Source organism: Pseudomonas sp. 28 E 9 (genome assembly GCF_900004785.1).
Classification (GTDB): Bacteria; Pseudomonadota; Gammaproteobacteria; order Pseudomonadales; family Pseudomonadaceae; genus Aquipseudomonas; species Aquipseudomonas orientalis_A.
On sequence record NZ_CVTK01000040.1, the window covers coordinates 333,851 to 350,657 of the forward strand.

Below are 16,807 nucleotides of genomic sequence, written 5' to 3' on the forward strand. Positions count from 1 at the left end.
TGTAAAAGCGGAACCCTAAGTGGCCGTGACCTAAATAACGGATATGTACTCGGTCTGATCCAAGATACTGGCCAGCCCTGAGGCCGCCATCGGGAGCAAGCCCCCTCCCACATTTGGATTGTGAAGCATCCGTCAGCCGGCGCCGTTCAACCTGAAGTGTCCCCACCGCCTGCCAGTCTCGGACGGATGAAAATGCCGCAGCGGTTTTTACAGAAGCGCTGCCAGCCCCTGCTGAGTGCATGAAGAAACACACACAGCGCTTGTTCCAAACCGCTCGTGTCTGGTATTGCATGACACACGTTTGCCTGCCATGAGGAGCTCTGCATGATTTACCGCACATTGGGCCAGTCCGGATTAAAGGTCAGCGCCCTGACGCTGGGCAGCATGATGTTTGGCGAACAGACCAACACTGAAGACTCGCTGCGCATCATCGACAAGGCCTGGGATCAAGGCATCAACTTTATCGACACCGCCGACGTCTACACCGGCGGACGCTCAGAGGAAATCGTCGGCGAGGCCATCGCGCGCAACCGACAGGACTGGGTGGTGGCGTCCAAGGTCGGGATGGGCCCGGCGGATGGCATGCCCAACCGCAACGGGCTGAGCCGCAAGCGTATGTTCAACGCGCTGGAGGCCAGCCTGGGCCGCCTGGACACCGACTACCTGGACATCTACTACCTGCACCGCGAGGACCCCGACACTCCGCTGGAGGTCACGGTATCAGCGATCGGCGATCTTATTCGCCAGGGCAAGGTTCGCTATTGGGGATTGTCCAACTACCGCGGCTGGCGTATTGCCGAGGTCATACGCGTGGCCGAACGCCTGGGCGTTGACCGGCCGATCATCAGTCAGCCGTTGTACAACATTGTCAATCGCCAGGCCGAAGTCGAGCAGATCACCGCCGCAGCCGCTTATGGCCTGGGCGTGGTGCCGTACAGCCCGCTGGCGCGGGGCGTGCTCAGCGGCAAGTACGCGCCGGACCTGACACCCGAGCCTGGCAGCCGCGCTGCACGCCAGGACAAACGCATCCTGGAAACCGAATGGCGCGTCGAATCGCTGCGCATCGCCCAGCAGATCCAGCAATACACCGAGGGGCGTGGCGTGGGCATGGTCGAGTTTGCGATTGCCTGGGTGCTCAATAGCGCGGCGGTGAGCTCGACGATTGTCGGCCCGCGCACCGAGGCGCAGTGGGATGCCTATACCGGCGCACTCGAGGTGAAGATCAGCGCGGAAGATGAAGCATTCATTGATTCGCTGGTAACCCCTGGGCACTCGTCCACGCCGGGGTTCAATGATGTGAGTCACTTTGTCTCGGGTCGTACGGTGCGCTCATAGGCAACCCTTGAGCCCACGCGTGTAAAACGACCATTTTCAGCCTTTTTCCGCCTTTTGCCCCAAATCAGCGCACCTGAGCCACCAAAAGCACCATAATCCGCCTCTCGATTCTTCCTGTTTATCTCAAATTGGCTTTCGTGAGGACTGCGTGTCTAAAGGTGTTGTGTTATCGGTATCGGCCTCGGTGTTGTTTGCCGTGATGTATTACTTTACGTCGCTGCTCACCCCCCTGAGCGGCCTGGAAATTTTCGGCTGGCGCATGTTGCTGACCGTGCCCTGTATGACCGTCTTCATGGTGGTCAGCGGCGAATGGCGACGGGCGTGGGAGTTGCTGCGCATGCTGGCGACCAGGCCGCGCTTGATCGGCGGCGTGCTGCTGTCGTCCGCGCTGCTCGGCGTGCAGTTATGGCTGTTCATGTGGGCGCCGCTCAATGGGCGCAGCCTGGACGTGTCGGTGGGGTATTTCCTGTTGCCGCTGACCATGGTGCTGACCGGACGCCTGGTCTACGGCGAGCAGTTGTCGCGCTTGCAGCAGATCGCCGTAGTGTTTGCCACGTTGGGCGTGCTCAACGAGTTGTATCAGGCTGGCGGGTTTTCCTGGGCAACGCTGGTGGTGATCATCGGTTACCCGGTGTACTTCGTGGTGCGCAAGTACCTGGGCACCGACCATCTGGGCGGCCTGTGGCTGGACATGGCGTTGATGTTGCCGGTGGCCTGGTGGTTTGTGCAAAGCGGCGAGCAGGGCTTCGCGGTACTGGATGCGCAGCCGAAGTTGTACGCGTTGATTCCCATGCTGGGTTTGATCAGTGCTTCGGCGCTGGTGAGCTACATCATCGCCAGCCGATTGCTGGCCTTCAGCCTGTTCGGCCTGCTCAGCTATGTGGAGCCGGTGTTGTTGCTCGCCGTAGCGCTACTGCTGGGTGAAGGCATCAAGGGCGGGCAATGGCTGACCTATATCCCGATCTGGTTGGCGGTGATGGTGCTGATGTATGAAGGATTCAAGCACCTGGTGCGTCAGCGCAGAGCCTGAATTCCAGGCAAAATAAAGCCCGGCCGAAGCCGGGCTTTATTTTTTGCCTAGTCGGCGGTCAATACACCGCGACGCACTTGATCGCGCTCGATCGACTCGAACAACGCCTTGAAGTTGCCTTCGCCGAACCCATCGTCGCCTTTGCGCTGGATGAACTCGAAGAACACCGGGCCCATCAGGGTTTCCGAGAAAATCTGCAGCAACAGGCGCTTGTCGCCTTCGATCGACGAGCCGTCCAGCAAAATGCCGCGGGCCTGCAACTGGTCCACCGGTTCGCCGTGGTTGGGCAGGCGGCCTTCGAGCATTTCGTAGTAAGTGTCCGGCGGCGCGGTCATGAAGCGCATGCCGATCTTCTTCAACGCGTCCCAGGTCGAGACCAGGTCATCGGTGAGAAACGCCACGTGCTGGATGCCCTCGCCGTTGAACTGCATCAGGAACTCTTCGATCTGGCCTGCGCCCTTGGACGATTCTTCGTTCAACGGGATGCGAATCATGCCATCCGGCGCGCTCATGGCCTTGGACGTCAGGCCGGTGTACTCACCCTTGATGTCGAAGTAGCGCGCTTCACGGAAGTTGAACAGTTTCTCGTAGAAATTGGCCCAGTAGACCATGCGGCCACGATAGACGTTGTGGGTCAGGTGATCGATGACCTTGAGGCCGGCGCCTTTAGGGTTGCGGTCTACGCCTTCGAGGTAGACGAAGTCGATGTCATAGATCGAGCTGCCCTCGCCAAACCGGTCGATCAGGTACAGAGGCGCACCGCCGATGCCTTTGATCGCCGGCAGGTTCAGCTCCATCGGACCGGTTTCGATATGAATCGGCTGGGCCCCCAGTTCCAGGGCGCGCTGGTAGGCCTGCTGCGAGTTCTTCACCCGAAACGCCATGCCGCACACCGACGGGCCGTGTTCGGCGGCGAAGTAGGAGGCCAGACTGTTGGGCTCGTTATTGAGGATCAGGTTGATCTCACCCTGGCGAAACAGCTGCACGTCCTTGGAACGGTGGGTCGCCACCTTGGTGAAGCCCATGATCTCGAAGATCGGCTCCAGGATGCCCGGGGTCGGCGATGCGAACTCAATGAATTCAAAGCCCATCAGGCCCATCGGGTTTTCGTATTGGTCGGTCATGTCGGGTGCCTCATCATGCTTGGAGTAACAACTGGTTATTTACCGGCAAGGATGAGGTCGGCGGGTGGCGCACAGGAAAGGCCTCGCACACTGCGGGCGAGGAAGTCACCAAAAATCAGGGGAGAACCGAGTTGCTTCATGGTGTCATCAGTCTCTGACGGCGAGGCTTGCGTGAGCGCAAGTCCATATTCTTGTATGCGTAAATCGATTCTACACAGCGTAACACTTTTTGTCCGCGCTCTATTTGCCCGTACGCTTATCAAATCCCCATTGCCTTGCCGCGCGCAAGGGATTTGTCACCCGGGCAGACGCTGTTACGTTTTGCTGAGCGCCTTGTGTGAATGCCATCTATCATCGGCATTGTCCCCTTCTTTTTTTTGCACGGCCGCTCCTCTATGCCCTTTACATCCCAAGGCCCACAAAGCCGAGTTGCCCGTTATTGCCTGAGCATCGTCTGCGGCCTGCTCCCCGTTTTATTGGGGGTCGTGATTCTTTATTGGCAAGCCGAGCGCACGCTAGAACAAAGCACTGCACAAACGGCCAGGGAAGCGGTGCGTCAGTTCGACTTGATGCTCGACAACACCGCCCTCGCCGCCCAGGACCTGTTGCCGCTGGCCGGCTTGCCGTGTGACAACGCGGCAACGCTGGCACTGCGTGAACAGGTCACCCGCCGGCCGTTCGTGCGCGCTACCACCTTGTCCTGGCAGAAAAACATTTATTGCAGTTCATTGTTTGGCAGCCGGCATGACTCGCCGGTCAACCCGGACGACTACGTTGGCGGGCGTTTGTGGTTGATGAACGGCAACCCCGTCACGCCGGATACCGCACTGCTGGTGTACCGGTTGGTCGACGGTGATCGAGGCGCGTTTGCCTCGATTGACGGTTACCACCTCACCAATGCCCTGCGCCTGATCAGCCGCTACGCCTCCCTGGTGTTAAAGGTGGGCCCCAACTGGCTGGACGCCGACGGCAAGGTCCATACCGACGCGCCGCCGAAGTTTGCCATAGCCCCTCACTTCCTGGCCTCCAACCGCTATCAATACAGCGTCGACGTGGGCATGCCCGAGGGTGAGGTCTGGCGTTACATGCAAGCGCGCTATCCGGCCGTGTTCAGCCTGGTGGTGTTTTTTGGTGTGCTGGCCGGCCTCCTTGCCCATTGGCTGCAAAAGCGCTCTTCGGCGCCTACCCACGAGTTGCAACGTGCCCTGGGCGCCGATGAGTTCATCCCGTATTTTCAACCGGTGGTGCGCGGCGACACACGCCAATGGGCCGGTTGCGAGGTGCTGATGCGTTGGCAACACCCAAAGGAAGGCCTGGTGCGACCGGACCTGTTCATTCCCCTGGCCGAGCACTCCGGGTTGATCGTGCCCATGACACGCGCCCTGCTGCGCCAGACGGCCGCGCAACTGGCGCCGCACGCCGAGCGCTTCAGCCGGGGGTTTCATATCGGCGTGAACATCACCGCGCGTCATTGCCAGGACCTGGAGCTGGTGGACGACTGCCGAGCGTTCCTTGCGGCCTTCCCGCCCGGCCAGATAACCCTGGTACTGGAACTGACCGAGCGTGAGTTGATCGAGCCCACCGACATCACACGGCGCTTGTTCGACGCGCTGCACCAGTTGGGCGTGATGATCGCCATAGACGACTTCGGCACCGGGCATTCCAGCCTGGGCTACTTGCGTCACTTCAATGTGGACTACTTGAAGATCGATCAAAGCTTTGTCGCCATGATCGGTGCGGATGCCCTCTCACGGCATATTCTGGACAGCATCATCGAACTGTCCGTCAAACTCGACCTGGGCATCGTGGCCGAGGGTGTGGAAACAGCGCAACAGTGTGATTACCTCGTCGCAAAAGGCGTGGACTTCTTGCAAGGCTACCTGTTCGGCCGTCCATTACCCGGCGATGAGTTCATTAAGTCGGTGACTCGTCAGTGAACAGTCACCGACTGCCTTCACGGCCAGCATGTTATTTAGACAAAAGACATGATTTACTCGAAGTGGATTAACTACTACAATTTTTCTTGCCGGCGATACACTCACAGTCAGGTGTTTTCGTTTGAGTTAGCTTAACCCTCTTGGCTTAAGGCTTTCTTCGCAGTAGATATCAGCTAACTACACTATTGGAGTACAGATTTTGTCCAGACTCGCCGAATTTCGCGCAGCAGAAAAAGCCCTTCAAGAGCAGCTTGCCCAGCTGGAATCACTGAAGAACGACGCCGGGCTGAAGAAAGAAATCGAATTTGAAGAAAAACTTAAAAAACTGATGGGCAGCTACGACAAGAGCCTGCGCGATGTGATCTCCATCCTTGATCCAAACCCGGCCAAGCGCGGCGCCACCCCCGCGGCCGCACCGAAACAGCGCCGCGCCCGCGTGGTCAAGGTCTATCAGAACCCGCACACCGGTGAGCTGATCGAGACCAAAGGCGGCAACCATCGTGGCCTGAAAGCCTGGAAAGAAGAGCACGGCGCTGCCACTGTAGATTCCTGGCTTCGCGGTTGATTAACATGCACTAATAGAAAGCCCCGCTCACGCGGGTAATGCTGTTCAGTTAAGCGTACATCGCCCTCTGTAGGAGCGAGCTTGCTCGCGAAAAACGTCAACGATAACGCGTGTTTCCTGATTGAACGCGGCGCCTGTGGTTTTTCGCGAGCAAGCTCGCTCCTACAAAAAGCCTTAACTGAACGGCATTACCGCTCACGCGGGGCTTTTTCGTTTTCAGGTTCGCAAGCGAACTTAAATTAAAGTTCACTTTCTTTCGCATACACCCATTCAAAGTTTGAGACTGTCACGTACTGAATTGACTTCATCCTGACTGGCCTCGTACGCTTGCGCCTGGCCCGCATATGAAAACACGTAGGCTTTTTCCTTATCCACCGCACCCACTAGTGTCTGCGATAGCACATGCCGACCGTTCTCGGTAATCACGCAGGTAGTTTCCAGCGCGTCAAGGCGGCTCAATGTAGCGGCGTGCATTTTGGTGCACACGCTTTGATAACCGCCCTGGGCAAAATCTTTTTGAATGGACTTGCGCATTTCCAGCAACACGCCTTGAAGATTGACCTGGTGCCCGGCCTCAATTGGCGTACCGGTCAACTCCATCACCATCAAGGTCTGGCCATTTTCGTCATTCTTGATCGCACGCTGACGCGTCACGGCCTGGCTCTTTCCGGCGGCGTCGGGTTCAACTTCCTCCACCTGCCAACCGCTGGGCCAATGGATCTCGGGGGCGGTCGCCCATACGAGCGGGCACGCCAGCAGTAGACACACGGTACTCAACAGCGCTTTACGAAACTCGATCATTGCAAAAAGCATCCAGGGTTCCAGCACCAAAGTTTGCGGCCCCGGACCCACAGCTCGCAAGGGTTGCGTCAGCTTTTTCATTTGGCGTGACCGGCAGGCCTTGCGTATCATGGCCCATCTGCACGGATGCTTGCCGCAAGCCAAGGGACCGCTTTGCCCCATTTTTTCTGGAGGGCCCATGAGCCTGCACGAACTGAACACCTTCCCCGGCGTTACTGCCCAACCTGATACCGCCACCGCAAACTTCGTGTTCAACCACACCATGTTGCGGGTCAAGGACATCACCAAGTCGCTGGATTTCTACACCCGCGTACTGGGTTTTTCCCTGGTTGAAAAACGTGACTTCCCGGAAGCCGAATTCAGCCTGTATTTCCTCGCCCTGGTGGACAAGGCCCAGATCCCGGCTGACGCGGCTGAGCGCACCCAGTGGATGAAGTCGATCCCTGGCATCCTGGAACTGACCCACAACCACGGCACCGAAAACGATGCCGATTTCGCCTACCACAATGGCAACACCGACCCTCGTGGCTTTGGCCACATTTGCATCTCGGTGCCGGACATCGTCGCGGCATGCGAACGCTTCGAAGCCCTGGGCTGCGATTTCCAGAAGCGCCTGAGCGATGGCCGCATGAAAAGCCTGGCCTTTATCAAGGACCCGGATGCGTACTGGGTTGAAATCATTCAGCCAGCACCGATGTGACGAGAAAACCCCATGATCACTCATGGGGTTTTTTATTTGCGCTTCGGATTTTACGCAGGGGCAGACGTGCGGATCAGGTGGTCGAACGCACTCAGGGAAGCCTTGGCGCCCTCGCCCACGGCAATCACGATCTGCTTGTACGGCACGGTCGTGACGTCACCGGCGGCGAATACACCCGGCAATGAGGTCTCGCCACGTGTATCGACGATGATCTCGCCGCGAGGCGTCAGTTCCACGGTGCCTTTGAGCCAGTCGGTGTTGGGCAACAGACCGATTTGCACAAAGATGCCTTCCAGGTCGAGGGTCTTGAACTCGCCGCTGTCGCGATCCTTGTAGGCAAGACCGGTGACTTTCTGACCATCGCCTTTGACTTCACTGGTCAATGCGCTGGTGATTACGTCGACGTTCGGCAGGCTGTACAGCTTGCGCTGCAACACAGCGTCGGCGCGCAGCTTGCTGTCGAACTCCAGCAACGTGACATGGCTAACGATACCGGCCAGATCGATGGCGGCTTCGACGCCTGAGTTACCGCCACCAATCACCGCTACGCGCTTGCCCTTGAACAGCGGGCCGTCGCAATGCGGGCAGAAGCACACGCCCTTGGCCTTGTATTGCTGCTCGCCCGGCACGCCCATTTCACGCCAGCGCGCACCAGTGGCCAGGATCACGGTTTTGGACTTGAGCGTCGCACCGCTTTCGAAGCGGATTTCGTGCAACTCACCGGCGTTTTTCGCCGGCACCAGGCTGCTGGCACGCTGCAGGTTCATGATGTCGACGTCGTACTGACGTACATGGGCTTCCAGGGCACTGGCCAGTTTCGGGCCTTCGGTTTCCTGTACCGAGATAAAGTTCTCGATGGACATGGTGTCCAGTACCTGACCACCAAAACGCTCGGCGGCCACACCGGTACGAATGCCTTTGCGGGCAGCGTAGATCGCAGCCGATGAACCGGCCGGGCCACCGCCGACGACCAATACATCAAAGGCATCCTTGGCGCTGATTTTCTCGGCGGCCTTTTCGATACCGCTGGTGTCGAGCTTGGCGAGGATTTCCTCCAGGCCCATACGGCCCTGGCCGAAGTTCACACCGTTGAGGTAGACACTGGGCACCGCCATGATCTGGCGCTCATCGACTTCAGCCTGGAACAGCGCGCCGTCAATGGCCACGTGGCGGATGTTGGGGTTGAGCACGGCCATCAGGTTCAGCGCCTGGACCACGTCCGGGCAGTTCTGGCACGACAGCGAAAAGTAGGTCTCGAAGCTGAACTCGCCTTTCAAGGCGCGGATCTGTTCAATCACTTCGACACTGGCCTTGGACGGATGGCCACCGACTTGCAGCAGGGCCAGCACCAGGGACGTGAATTCATGGCCCATGGGGATGCCGGCGAAACGCAGGCTGATCTCGGCACCCGGGCGGTTGATGGAGAACGACGGCTTGCGCGCATCATTGCCATCGCTGTGCAGGGTAATCAGCGTGGAGAGGCTGGCTACGTCCTGCAAAAGAGCGAGCATCTCCTGGGATTTCGCGCCGTCATCGAGGGAGGCGACGATCTCGATCGGCTGGGTAACCCGCTCCAGGTATGACTTCAACTGAGCTTTAAGATTGGCGTCCAACATACGGGCGATTTCCTTTAATTCTGGGTAAAAAAAACGCCCGAGCGAATCTCGCCCGGGCGTTTTTGAGGGCGGTTGCAGCTTACTGGGTAGGTGCGGATACCCGCCCTTGAGACTTCACAGACTTAGATCTTGCCGACCAGGTCCAGGGACGGAGCCAGGGTGGCCTCGCCTTCTTTCCACTTGGCTGGGCACACTTCGCCCGGGTGGGCAGCAACGTACTGGGCGGCCTTGATCTTGCGCAGCAGCTCAGAGGCGTCACGGCCAACACCGCCGTCATTCAGTTCAACGATCTTGATCTGGCCTTCCGGGTTGATCACGAAAGTACCGCGGTCCGCCAGGCCGGCTTCTTCGATCAGCACGTCGAAGTTGCGCGAGATGGTCAGGGTCGGGTCACCGATCATGGTGTACTGGATCTTGCCGATGGCTGGCGAAGTGTTGTGCCAGGCAGCGTGGGCAAAGTGGGTGTCGGTGGACACGCTGTAGATTTCTACGCCCAGTTTCTGGAATTCGGCGTAGTTGTCAGCCAGGTCTTCCAGTTCGGTTGGGCAAACGAAGGTGAAGTCGGCTGGGTAGAAGAACACCACAGACCACTTGCCTTTCAGGTCAGCGTCGGTCACATCGAGGAAGCTGCCGTTTTTGAACGCGGTGGCTTTGAACGGTTTTACTTGGCTGTTGATGATAGGCATCGTTGACTCTCCGTCAGGGTTTGTAGAAAGGCTTAACAAGTTGATGGGGTGAATCCTACCCATTCTCTGTGACGATGGCTCATTGGCAAACCTGATGCTGACGATTGGGTTTCTCTATCAGATGACTGTATTAATAGAAGAAATCTCATAGCAGCGTTTGGGTCGCCAGCGTCATGCCGAGAAAAGGCGTCGCTTCAACATAGCGCATGGCCGATTTCATGTCGTTCCAGCCGACGTAACTCATCAACGACTTCAGATCCCAGCCGCTGCGATGGGCCCAGGTCGCGAAGCCGCGTCGCAGGGAATGGCTGGTGTATTGCTCGGCCGGGATGCCCGCGCGCGCAAGCGCCTGGCGCAGCAGTGGAATCACGCTGTTGGGGTGCAGCCCCTCCTCGCCCAGGTTGCCCCAGCGATCGATCCCGCGAAACACCGGGCCACGCACCAGTGCCGAGGCGCTGAGCCATTCGCTGTAGGCCTGTACCGGGCACAGGCGCAGCAGTGCGGGTGTGTGGTAGGTCTTGCCGAGGTTGTCGCGGTCACTTTTGCTGCGCGGCAAGTACAGGCTGATGCCGGCTCCGGGCACCGCCTGGACATGCTCGACACTCAAGCGACACAGCTCATCACTGCGAAAGCCACGCCAGAACCCCAGCAGGATCAGCGCCGTGTCGCGTTTGGCGCGCAGCCACCCAGGCCGGTCCTGCTTGTCACTGGCTTCGCTGGCTTCACGCTCAAGCGACGCCACCACCTGCTCCAGGTGCTTGAGCTGCAACGGCTCGGCCTGCCGCTCCCGCGCAGGGTGCACGGCGCGGATACCCTTGAGTACCTTGCGCACCACCGGGGCCTTGGTCGGGTCGGCAAACCCCTGGCTGGTGTGCCACTGCGCCAGTGCCGAGAGTCGCAACTTCAGCGTGTTGACGGCCAGCACGCCCGCGTGCGCGACCAGGTAGCGCGCCACGCTGTCGCTGGTGGCGGGCAGGAAGCCACCCCAACTGACTTCGAAGTGCTCGATGGCTGCGCGGTAGCTACGACGCGTGTTGTCACGGGTCGCGGCGTTGAGGTAACGATCAAGATCACTCATGGCAGGGCCTATTCGTACTGCGAACGCCTGGTTCGACGCTAAAAATGCTTATGACACGGGATAATACGCCAATATCCCATCTGTTAAATCATGAATTTAAAGCATTTTTAGCTGTGATATAGTATGTAAATACATACCCTGTACCACAGTACGAAATCGACGGAGACCCCATGGCTCGTGGTGGCATAAACAAAGCAGTCGTTCAGACGGCCCGCCTGGCGATCCTCGCCCGTGGCGAAAACCCCAGCATCGACGCCGTGCGCATCGAAATGGGCAATACCGGCTCGAAAACCACCATTCACCGCTATCTCAAGGAGCTGGACGAAAGTGAGAGCCGCCAGACCATCACCGAAGCCCCCATTGATGATGAGCTTGGCGAATTGGTGGCACGGCTCGCCCAGCGCCTGAAAGAGAAGGCCCAGGAGCCCATCGACCTCGCCCTGGCGCAGTTTGAGCAGCACAAAAGCGCCCTGCTCACTCAGCTTGAAACGTTGCAAGAAGCCCATGATCAGCTGCAACAGCAGTTCGATATCCAGGCCGCCGCCCTCGCCGAGGAAAGCGCCGCCCTGCAAACCGCCGGCACCAGCCTGCAGGCCGAGCAAACGCGCAACGCCGGGCTCAGTCAGGCGTGCAGCGATTACGAATTGAGGCTCAAGGACAAGGACGAGCAGATTCGCTCCCTGGAAGATAAGCACCTGCACGCCCGCGATGCCCTTGAGCATTACCGCAATGCGGTCAAGGAGCAGCGTGAACAGGAGCAGCGCCGTCATGAAGGTCAGTTGCAGCAGGTACAAGCCGAGCTGCGCCAGGCCCAGCAGAGTGCGCTGGTGCGTCAGGACGAAATCACCCAATTGCATCGAGACAACGAACGCTTGTTGATCGAACACCGGGTGACCGCGAAGGAGCTGAACGCATTGCAGGAGCAACGGCGCAAAGACCAGGTCTTGCAGCTTGAGCTGAACGAGAAGATCAGCCAGGTCGACAGCGAGCGCACACTGCTTCAGGAGCGCCTGCGGGTGGCGCTGCTGGAAAGCCAGTCACGCCAGGCAGCGCTGACTGAGCATCAGCAGGCCAACAAGGCGCTGGAGCTGGACCTTCTCAAGGCCCAGGCCAGTATTGAAGCGTTGCGTCTGGCCGCCGTCGTTGCAACGACGCCAGAGGCAACCGGCGAAACCTGATCAGTCCGCCACAGGCGTGCGCATGGTGACGAACTCTTCCGCCGACGTCGGGTGCACGCCAATGGTCTCGTCAAAATGCTGTTTGGTCGCGCCGGCCTTGAGCGCGATCGCCAGGCCCTGCACGATTTCGCCGGCATCGGGCCCGACCATGTGGCAGCCCAGCACTTTGTCGGTGTCGGCATCAACCACCAGCTTCATCAGGGTCTTTTCCTGACAGTCCGTCAGGGTCAGCTTCATCGGCCGGAAACGGCTCTCGAAGATCTGCACCTTATGGCCGTTCTTCTTCGCCTCCTCTTCCGTAAGGCCCACCGTACCGATATTCGGCAGGCTGAACACCGCCGTCGGAATCATCGCGTAATCCACCGGACGGTACTGCTCGGGCTTGAACAGGCGACGCGCCACCGCCATGCCTTCGGCCAGGGCGACCGGGGTCAATTGGACGCGGCCGATCACATCGCCAATGGCCAGGATCGACGGCTCGCTGGTTTGATACAGCTCGTCCACGCTGACGAAACCACGCTCATCGAGGGTGACGCCGGTATTTTCCAGGCCCAGGTTGTCCAGCATCGGGCGCCGGCCGGTGGCGTAGAACACGCAGTCGGCTTCCAGCACCCGACCGTCTTTCAAGGTGGCCTTGAGACTGCCATCGGCTTGCTTGTCGATGCGCTCGATGTCGGCATTGAACTGCAGGTCCAGGCCGCGTTTGGTCAGCTCTTCCTGCAAGTGCTTGCGCACCGAACCATCGAAGCCGCGAAGGAACAGGTCGCCGCGATACAGCAACGACGTCTGCGCGCCCAAACCATGGAAAATACCCGCGAACTCAACGGCGATATAGCCACCGCCTACCACCAGTACGCGCTTTGGCAGCTCTTTGAGAAAGAACGCTTCGTTGGAGCCAATGGCATGCTCGCGACCTGGAATGTCCGGGATCTGCGGCCAGCCGCCCGTGGCGATCAGGACATGCTTGGCGGTGAAGCGCTCGCCATTGATTTCCACCTGGTGCGGATCCACCAGGCGCGCATGCCCTTCGTGCAGGGTCACGCCGCTGTTGACCAGCAGGTTGCGATAGATACCGTTGAGACGGTTGATCTCCCGGTCTTTGTTGGCGATCAGGGTCGCCCAGTCAAAGTTCGCCTCACCCAGCGACCAGCCGAAACCGCTGGCCTGTTCGAAGTCTTCGGCAAAATGCGCGCCGTACACCAATAGTTTCTTCGGCACGCAACCGACATTCACGCAGGTACCGCCCAGGTAGCGGCTTTCCGCCACGGCCACCTTGGCGCCAAAACCTGCGGCAAAGCGCGCCGCGCGAACACCGCCGGAACCGGCGCCAATTACATACAGGTCAAAATCATAGGCCATTTCATTCTCCTCGGCAGGACACCAGCATACCGACTTACATGGGGCTGAAAAACGAAAAAGCCACCCGAAGGTGGCTTTCAGTTGAAACAGATCGGCAAGCGTGAAATCAGTACGCCTTGCCAGTCTTGTAGAAGTGCTCGTAGCAGAAGTTGGTCGCCTCGATGTAGCCTTCAGCGCCGCCGCAGTCGAAACGCTGGCCCTTGAACTTGTAGGCAATTACGCAACCATCTTTGGCCTGCTTGAGCAGGGCGTCGGTGATCTGAATCTCGCCGCCCTTGCCTGGCTCGGTTTCTTCGATCAGTTTGAAGATGTCCGGGGTCAGGATGTAGCGGCCGATGATCGCCAGGTTCGACGGTGCATCTTCCGGCGCTGGCTTCTCGACCATGTCACGCACGCGGATCAGGCCATCACCAATGTCGTCGCCGGCGATCACGCCGTACTTGTTGGTTTCCGCCGGGTTGACTTCCATTACCGCAACGATGGTGCAGCGGTATTTCTGGTAGAGCTTGACCATCTGGGTCAGCACGCCGTCGCCTTCCAGGTTTACGCACAGGTCATCGGCCAGTACCACGGCGAACGGTTCGTCACCGATCAGCGGGCGACCGGTGAGGATGGCGTGGCCAAGGCCTTTCATCTGGGTCTGACGGGTGTAGGAGAACGAGCATTCGTCGAGCAGCTTGCGAATACCGACCAGGTATTTTTCCTTGTCGGTGCCCTTGATCTGATTTTCCAACTCATAGCTGATGTCGAAGTGGTCTTCCAGTGCGCGTTTACCGCGGCCGGTCACGATGGAGATTTCATTCAAGCCGGCATCCAGTGCCTCTTCGACGCCGTACTGAATCAGTGGCTTGTTCACCACCGGCAGCATCTCTTTGGGCATGGCTTTGGTCGCTGGCAGGAAGCGAGTGCCGTAACCGGCTGCCGGGAACAAGCATTTCTTGATCATATGAGTCCTTACAAAGGGCTGTGCGTACGGAATTCGGCGCAGTCTAATCAGGCCGCAGTCACCTTACAATGGGTCCTGCTGGCGCCGCGATGTCATCATAGAGAAAAAATGTCGGCGTAAGTTCCGCTGATCTTTCAACCGGCAGGCTGGCCGGCGCTCAAGTGTTGATTTTCCAAAGAGCCTGATCCTTTGTAGCACGCTTTTCCAAGCCTGGCACCGGGCTGGAATTACTTGGGCAACGACGGGGTATTTGCGGCTATCATTGCACCCTTGAATCAGCTTACGAGATTGCTAATTAGATGTCAGAACCCAAAGGCGTAAACGGCTACCTGATCACCCAGCGTGCGGACGGTTGGCACTTGATCAACTTCCATGGCGACAGCGTCGCGGGCGTTTTCGAGACCGAAAGCATGGCCATTGCGGTGGCCGAGGTGTTCGTCGATGAAGCCGGTCACGCGTCGAGCAAGCGGCCGAAGGGCAAGTAAGCCACGCGGTCTTGCAGCAAAAGCCCCGCAGAGCGGGGCTTTTTTTGTGTTTGGCTGTACCTAGATGGCAGTTCGCTATAATCTTCCGCCAACGCCCCACGTCAGTGTCAGCGCTCTCCCCCACACCTTCGAAGACGACTCTCTATGAACAAAATCCTGGCACTCACTGCGGTATTGGCGCTGGCCGGTTGCACCACCACCTCCGACACTTACCTGAAAAATGGTGAACAAGGCCTGACCATCGACTGCTCGGGCGAAGCCAATTCATGGGCCAGTTGCTATGAGAAAGCCGACGCCTCCTGCGCAGGCACCGGTTACCGCATCGTCGGCACCGACGGCACCCCGTCACTCAAGGAAAGCGAGCAGACCCTGGGCAAGGATGTCGGCAATTTCAAAGGCCGCAGCGTCGTGGTGGTGTGCAAGTAAGCCTTGGTGCTACAGGTGAACTTCGGCGAATTTGATCCCCAGGCCGCGCAGGGTTTCGATCAAGTCATCCAGGCGCGGGAATGACTCGACCTCATCCTGATCGTCCACCAGGAAGTAACTGCGGCCGTCACTTTTCTTGAAGAATACGATCCACTCGCCCAGGTCGGCAGGGTTCTGGATGACGTGGGTCGCCGTGATCTGACCTTCAGCATGGCGGGCTTTGACGTGTTCTCGCTTCATAATGGGACATTCCAGGCGGTGCGATGCTGCTCAAACGGGTTTGAGCGGCATGCTTGTAGGCAGTGACCGACAGTTTAACGGATGCCCTGCCGATCGACACGCCATTGGGCCTTCCCATCAGCATGATCGGCTTTATAGGCTCAATACCGAATAACGCATAAAAAACCCCACCCGGCAGGAGCGGAGAAGCTCGTCCTGCCGGGTGGGGCTCTCATCGGATTCAGTTCGTGGACATACGCCCTGGCTTAACCGGAAATGCAATCCTCCCCGGCTTTTTTCACGTCGCCCGGCCGAATCGGCACGTTGGACATGCTTTCATAGAGCTTGATGCTGCTGCCGCTGGAGCGGTCCTCGATTTCAAAGATCGCTGACGGATCGGACGAAAATTTCTGCGGCACGATCACTTGAATACCTTCCTTATGCGGTTCGATCTGTGGCGGACGACGTGTCGCCTCCAGCTTGCGCACGACGCACGCCGCATACTCCTGCGGCTTTTTCCCGGAAATGACCACCAACGTGGGTGGGGTCTGCTTGATATCTGCAACCGAAGCACACCCAGCGATTGCCAAGGCCAGCACCAACACACTCCACTTCATACTAAAACCTCCGATAAAGACCCTACGACAGCGGGCATAGGAAATTTCTCCCGCCAATGTAGGATTTATCTCTAAAAACTCGGTAAATAACTGTTTTAAATTGTCGAAGTCGTCGACGACGGCCCGATAATAAACGCGCTGGGGCTGATAAACTCCATCTTAACCTACGTATCGTTCTGATTTTTCAGAAAAAGCCCTTCTGGAGACACCCCATGAAATTCATCCACCAGCGTGAGCACCTCAACGAGGGAGACATTGTCGTCATCGAATGCTCACAGACCTGTAATATTCGTCTAATGAGCGATGCGAATTTTCGCAGTTTCAAGAACGGGGGGCGGCATACCTACCACGGTGGCGCCTTCGATAAATTCCCGGCGAAAATCACCGCGCCCAGCACCGGTTTCTGGAACATCACCCTGGATGTGGTCACGCGCCGCGCCATCAGCGTTACCCGCAAACCGGCGCTGTCCCACAAGATTCGCATCGTTCGTCGCACCAGCACCAAGCTGAGCTGACCTGAACACCGTAAGGAAAAAAGCTGTGAACACCACCAAATACGTCATCAAGTACAAGCTCAACGGCGAACGTCGCTTCGAATTTGCCCAATTGACCAGCAACAGCGTCGAGGAGGCCCGGCAGGCCCTGGCGAAAATCCACGATGCCAGCGACGAAATCACTGACATCAACGTGAGCAAGGCGCTGTAA

19 protein-coding genes are annotated in these 16,807 nt (G+C 58.4%); 10 read left to right on the plus strand and 9 right to left on the minus strand.

Features of this window, described 5'->3' with window-relative positions; translation table 11 throughout:
• Positions 1-324: 324 nt before the first annotated feature.
• Both BFQ00_RS09035 and rarD read left to right on the plus strand, forming a co-directional pair.
• Positions 325-1,335: an aldo/keto reductase gene (locus BFQ00_RS09035; RefSeq protein WP_065933260.1), complete on the plus strand. Its 1,011-nt coding sequence runs from the start codon at positions 325-327 to the stop codon at positions 1,333-1,335.
• 148 nt (positions 1,336-1,483) lie between these two features.
• Entirely contained in the window at positions 1,484-2,365 is an 882-nt protein-coding gene (rarD, locus tag BFQ00_RS09040; RefSeq protein WP_065885686.1) for an EamA family transporter RarD, read from the plus strand.
• A 47-nt stretch (positions 2,366-2,412) separates the two neighbouring features.
• On the opposite strand, the gene hppD is transcribed toward rarD, so the two are convergent.
• Positions 2,413-3,489 carry a 4-hydroxyphenylpyruvate dioxygenase gene (gene hppD / locus BFQ00_RS09045; RefSeq protein WP_065885685.1) on the minus strand — a complete coding sequence of 359 codons (1,077 nt, stop codon included), beginning with the start codon at positions 3,487-3,489 and terminating at the stop codon, positions 2,413-2,415.
• A gap of 395 nt (positions 3,490-3,884) precedes the next feature.
• Between hppD and BFQ00_RS09050 the strand changes: the two genes are divergently transcribed.
• A complete protein-coding gene (locus BFQ00_RS09050) occupies positions 3,885-5,426 on the plus strand; it encodes an EAL domain-containing protein (RefSeq protein WP_065933261.1) in 1,542 nt (513 codons plus the stop codon).
• 199 nt (positions 5,427-5,625) lie between these two features.
• Positions 5,626-5,991: a histone-like nucleoid-structuring protein, MvaT/MvaU family gene (locus BFQ00_RS09055; RefSeq protein WP_065892186.1), complete on the plus strand. Its 366-nt coding sequence runs from the start codon at positions 5,626-5,628 to the stop codon at positions 5,989-5,991.
• A 270-nt stretch (positions 5,992-6,261) separates the two neighbouring features.
• Here the strand turns inward: BFQ00_RS09055 and BFQ00_RS09060 are convergent, their stop codons facing one another.
• Positions 6,262-6,792 carry a DUF4946 domain-containing protein gene (locus BFQ00_RS09060; RefSeq protein WP_065933394.1) on the minus strand — a complete coding sequence of 177 codons (531 nt, stop codon included), beginning with the start codon at positions 6,790-6,792 and terminating at the stop codon, positions 6,262-6,264.
• A gap of 178 nt (positions 6,793-6,970) precedes the next feature.
• Here BFQ00_RS09060 and gloA point away from each other — a divergent pair, with 178 nt between their 5' ends.
• Positions 6,971-7,492, plus strand: a complete 522-nt coding sequence (gene gloA, locus BFQ00_RS09065) for a lactoylglutathione lyase (RefSeq protein ID WP_065892185.1) — start codon at positions 6,971-6,973, stop codon at positions 7,490-7,492.
• 50 nt (positions 7,493-7,542) lie between these two features.
• On the opposite strand, the gene ahpF is transcribed toward gloA, so the two are convergent.
• The 3 genes from ahpF to BFQ00_RS09080 all read right to left on the minus strand — a co-directional run bounded on the left by ahpF (position 7,543) and on the right by BFQ00_RS09080 (position 10,872).
• Positions 7,543-9,108 (minus strand): alkyl hydroperoxide reductase subunit F, encoded by a 1,566-nt coding sequence (ahpF, locus tag BFQ00_RS09070; protein ID WP_065933262.1) that lies wholly within the window; start codon positions 9,106-9,108, stop codon positions 7,543-7,545.
• A gap of 122 nt (positions 9,109-9,230) precedes the next feature.
• Positions 9,231-9,794 carry an alkyl hydroperoxide reductase subunit C gene (ahpC, locus tag BFQ00_RS09075; protein ID WP_005788226.1) on the minus strand — a complete coding sequence of 188 codons (564 nt, stop codon included), beginning with the start codon at positions 9,792-9,794 and terminating at the stop codon, positions 9,231-9,233.
• Positions 9,795-9,939: 145 nt separating this feature from the next.
• Positions 9,940-10,872 carry a site-specific integrase gene (locus BFQ00_RS09080; protein WP_065933263.1) on the minus strand — a complete coding sequence of 311 codons (933 nt, stop codon included), beginning with the start codon at positions 10,870-10,872 and terminating at the stop codon, positions 9,940-9,942.
• Between the two features lie 170 nt (positions 10,873-11,042).
• Here BFQ00_RS09080 and BFQ00_RS09085 point away from each other — a divergent pair, with 170 nt between their 5' ends.
• Entirely contained in the window at positions 11,043-12,050 is a 1,008-nt protein-coding gene (locus BFQ00_RS09085; RefSeq protein ID WP_065933264.1) for a DNA-binding protein, read from the plus strand.
• Here the strand turns inward: BFQ00_RS09085 and gorA are convergent, their stop codons facing one another.
• The gene (gene gorA, locus BFQ00_RS09090; protein ID WP_065933265.1) at positions 12,051-13,409 is read right to left on the minus strand and encodes a glutathione-disulfide reductase; all 1,359 of its coding nucleotides are present in this window, start codon (positions 13,407-13,409) and stop codon (positions 12,051-12,053) included.
• 106 nt (positions 13,410-13,515) lie between these two features.
• Positions 13,516-14,355, minus strand: coding sequence for a UTP--glucose-1-phosphate uridylyltransferase GalU (gene galU, locus BFQ00_RS09095; RefSeq protein ID WP_003230743.1), 840 nt, complete (start codon positions 14,353-14,355; stop codon positions 13,516-13,518).
• 299 nt (positions 14,356-14,654) lie between these two features.
• On the opposite strand from galU, the gene BFQ00_RS09100 reads away from it, so the two are divergent.
• The gene (locus BFQ00_RS09100) at positions 14,655-14,840 is read left to right on the plus strand and encodes a hypothetical protein (protein WP_003173828.1); all 186 of its coding nucleotides are present in this window, start codon (positions 14,655-14,657) and stop codon (positions 14,838-14,840) included.
• Between the two features lie 144 nt (positions 14,841-14,984).
• On the plus strand, positions 14,985-15,266 hold the full coding sequence (locus tag BFQ00_RS09105; protein ID WP_065885694.1) for a hypothetical protein: 282 nt from the start codon (positions 14,985-14,987) through the stop codon (positions 15,264-15,266).
• 9 nt (positions 15,267-15,275) lie between these two features.
• Here BFQ00_RS09105 and BFQ00_RS09110 read toward each other — a convergent pair whose 3' ends face one another.
• Complete coding sequence (locus BFQ00_RS09110) at positions 15,276-15,506, minus strand: hypothetical protein (RefSeq protein WP_065885677.1); 231 nt, start codon at positions 15,504-15,506, stop codon at positions 15,276-15,278.
• A gap of 245 nt (positions 15,507-15,751) precedes the next feature.
• A complete protein-coding gene (locus BFQ00_RS09115) occupies positions 15,752-16,102 on the minus strand; it encodes a hypothetical protein (protein ID WP_065885676.1) in 351 nt (116 codons plus the stop codon).
• A 212-nt stretch (positions 16,103-16,314) separates the two neighbouring features.
• Here BFQ00_RS09115 and BFQ00_RS09120 point away from each other — a divergent pair, with 212 nt between their 5' ends.
• Both BFQ00_RS09120 and BFQ00_RS29615 read left to right on the plus strand, forming a co-directional pair.
• Entirely contained in the window at positions 16,315-16,617 is a 303-nt protein-coding gene (locus BFQ00_RS09120) for a DUF1883 domain-containing protein (protein WP_003173824.1), read from the plus strand.
• 25 nt (positions 16,618-16,642) lie between these two features.
• Positions 16,643-16,807 carry a hypothetical protein gene (locus BFQ00_RS29615; protein WP_163001619.1) on the plus strand — a complete coding sequence of 55 codons (165 nt, stop codon included), beginning with the start codon at positions 16,643-16,645 and terminating at the stop codon, positions 16,805-16,807.

Bases quoted from the DNA above. Each gene is read 5' to 3' on its own strand.
- BFQ00_RS09035 (WP_065933260.1), top strand. From the start codon at position 325: ATGATTTACCGCACATTGGGCCAGTCCGGATTAAAGGTCAGCGCCCTG.
- hppD (WP_065885685.1), bottom strand. From the start codon at position 3,489: ATGACCGACCAATACGAAAACCCGATGGGCCTGATGGGCTTTGAATTC.
- BFQ00_RS09050 (WP_065933261.1), top strand. From the start codon at position 3,885: ATGCCCTTTACATCCCAAGGCCCACAAAGCCGAGTTGCCCGTTATTGC.
- BFQ00_RS09060 (WP_065933394.1), bottom strand. From the start codon at position 6,792: ATGATCGAGTTTCGTAAAGCGCTGTTGAGTACCGTGTGTCTACTGCTG.
- gloA (WP_065892185.1), top strand. From the start codon at position 6,971: ATGAGCCTGCACGAACTGAACACCTTCCCCGGCGTTACTGCCCAACCT.
- ahpF (WP_065933262.1), bottom strand. From the start codon at position 9,108: ATGTTGGACGCCAATCTTAAAGCTCAGTTGAAGTCATACCTGGAGCGG.
- ahpC (WP_005788226.1), bottom strand. From the start codon at position 9,794: ATGCCTATCATCAACAGCCAAGTAAAACCGTTCAAAGCCACCGCGTTC.
- BFQ00_RS09080 (WP_065933263.1), bottom strand. From the start codon at position 10,872: ATGAGTGATCTTGATCGTTACCTCAACGCCGCGACCCGTGACAACACG.
- BFQ00_RS09085 (WP_065933264.1), top strand. From the start codon at position 11,043: ATGGCTCGTGGTGGCATAAACAAAGCAGTCGTTCAGACGGCCCGCCTG.
- gorA (WP_065933265.1), bottom strand. From the start codon at position 13,409: ATGGCCTATGATTTTGACCTGTATGTAATTGGCGCCGGTTCCGGCGGT.
- galU (WP_003230743.1), bottom strand. From the start codon at position 14,355: ATGATCAAGAAATGCTTGTTCCCGGCAGCCGGTTACGGCACTCGCTTC.
- BFQ00_RS09100 (WP_003173828.1), top strand. From the start codon at position 14,655: ATGTCAGAACCCAAAGGCGTAAACGGCTACCTGATCACCCAGCGTGCG.
- BFQ00_RS09105 (WP_065885694.1), top strand. From the start codon at position 14,985: ATGAACAAAATCCTGGCACTCACTGCGGTATTGGCGCTGGCCGGTTGC.
- BFQ00_RS09110 (WP_065885677.1), bottom strand. From the start codon at position 15,506: ATGAAGCGAGAACACGTCAAAGCCCGCCATGCTGAAGGTCAGATCACG.
- BFQ00_RS09115 (WP_065885676.1), bottom strand. From the start codon at position 16,102: ATGAAGTGGAGTGTGTTGGTGCTGGCCTTGGCAATCGCTGGGTGTGCT.
- BFQ00_RS09120 (WP_003173824.1), top strand. From the start codon at position 16,315: ATGAAATTCATCCACCAGCGTGAGCACCTCAACGAGGGAGACATTGTC.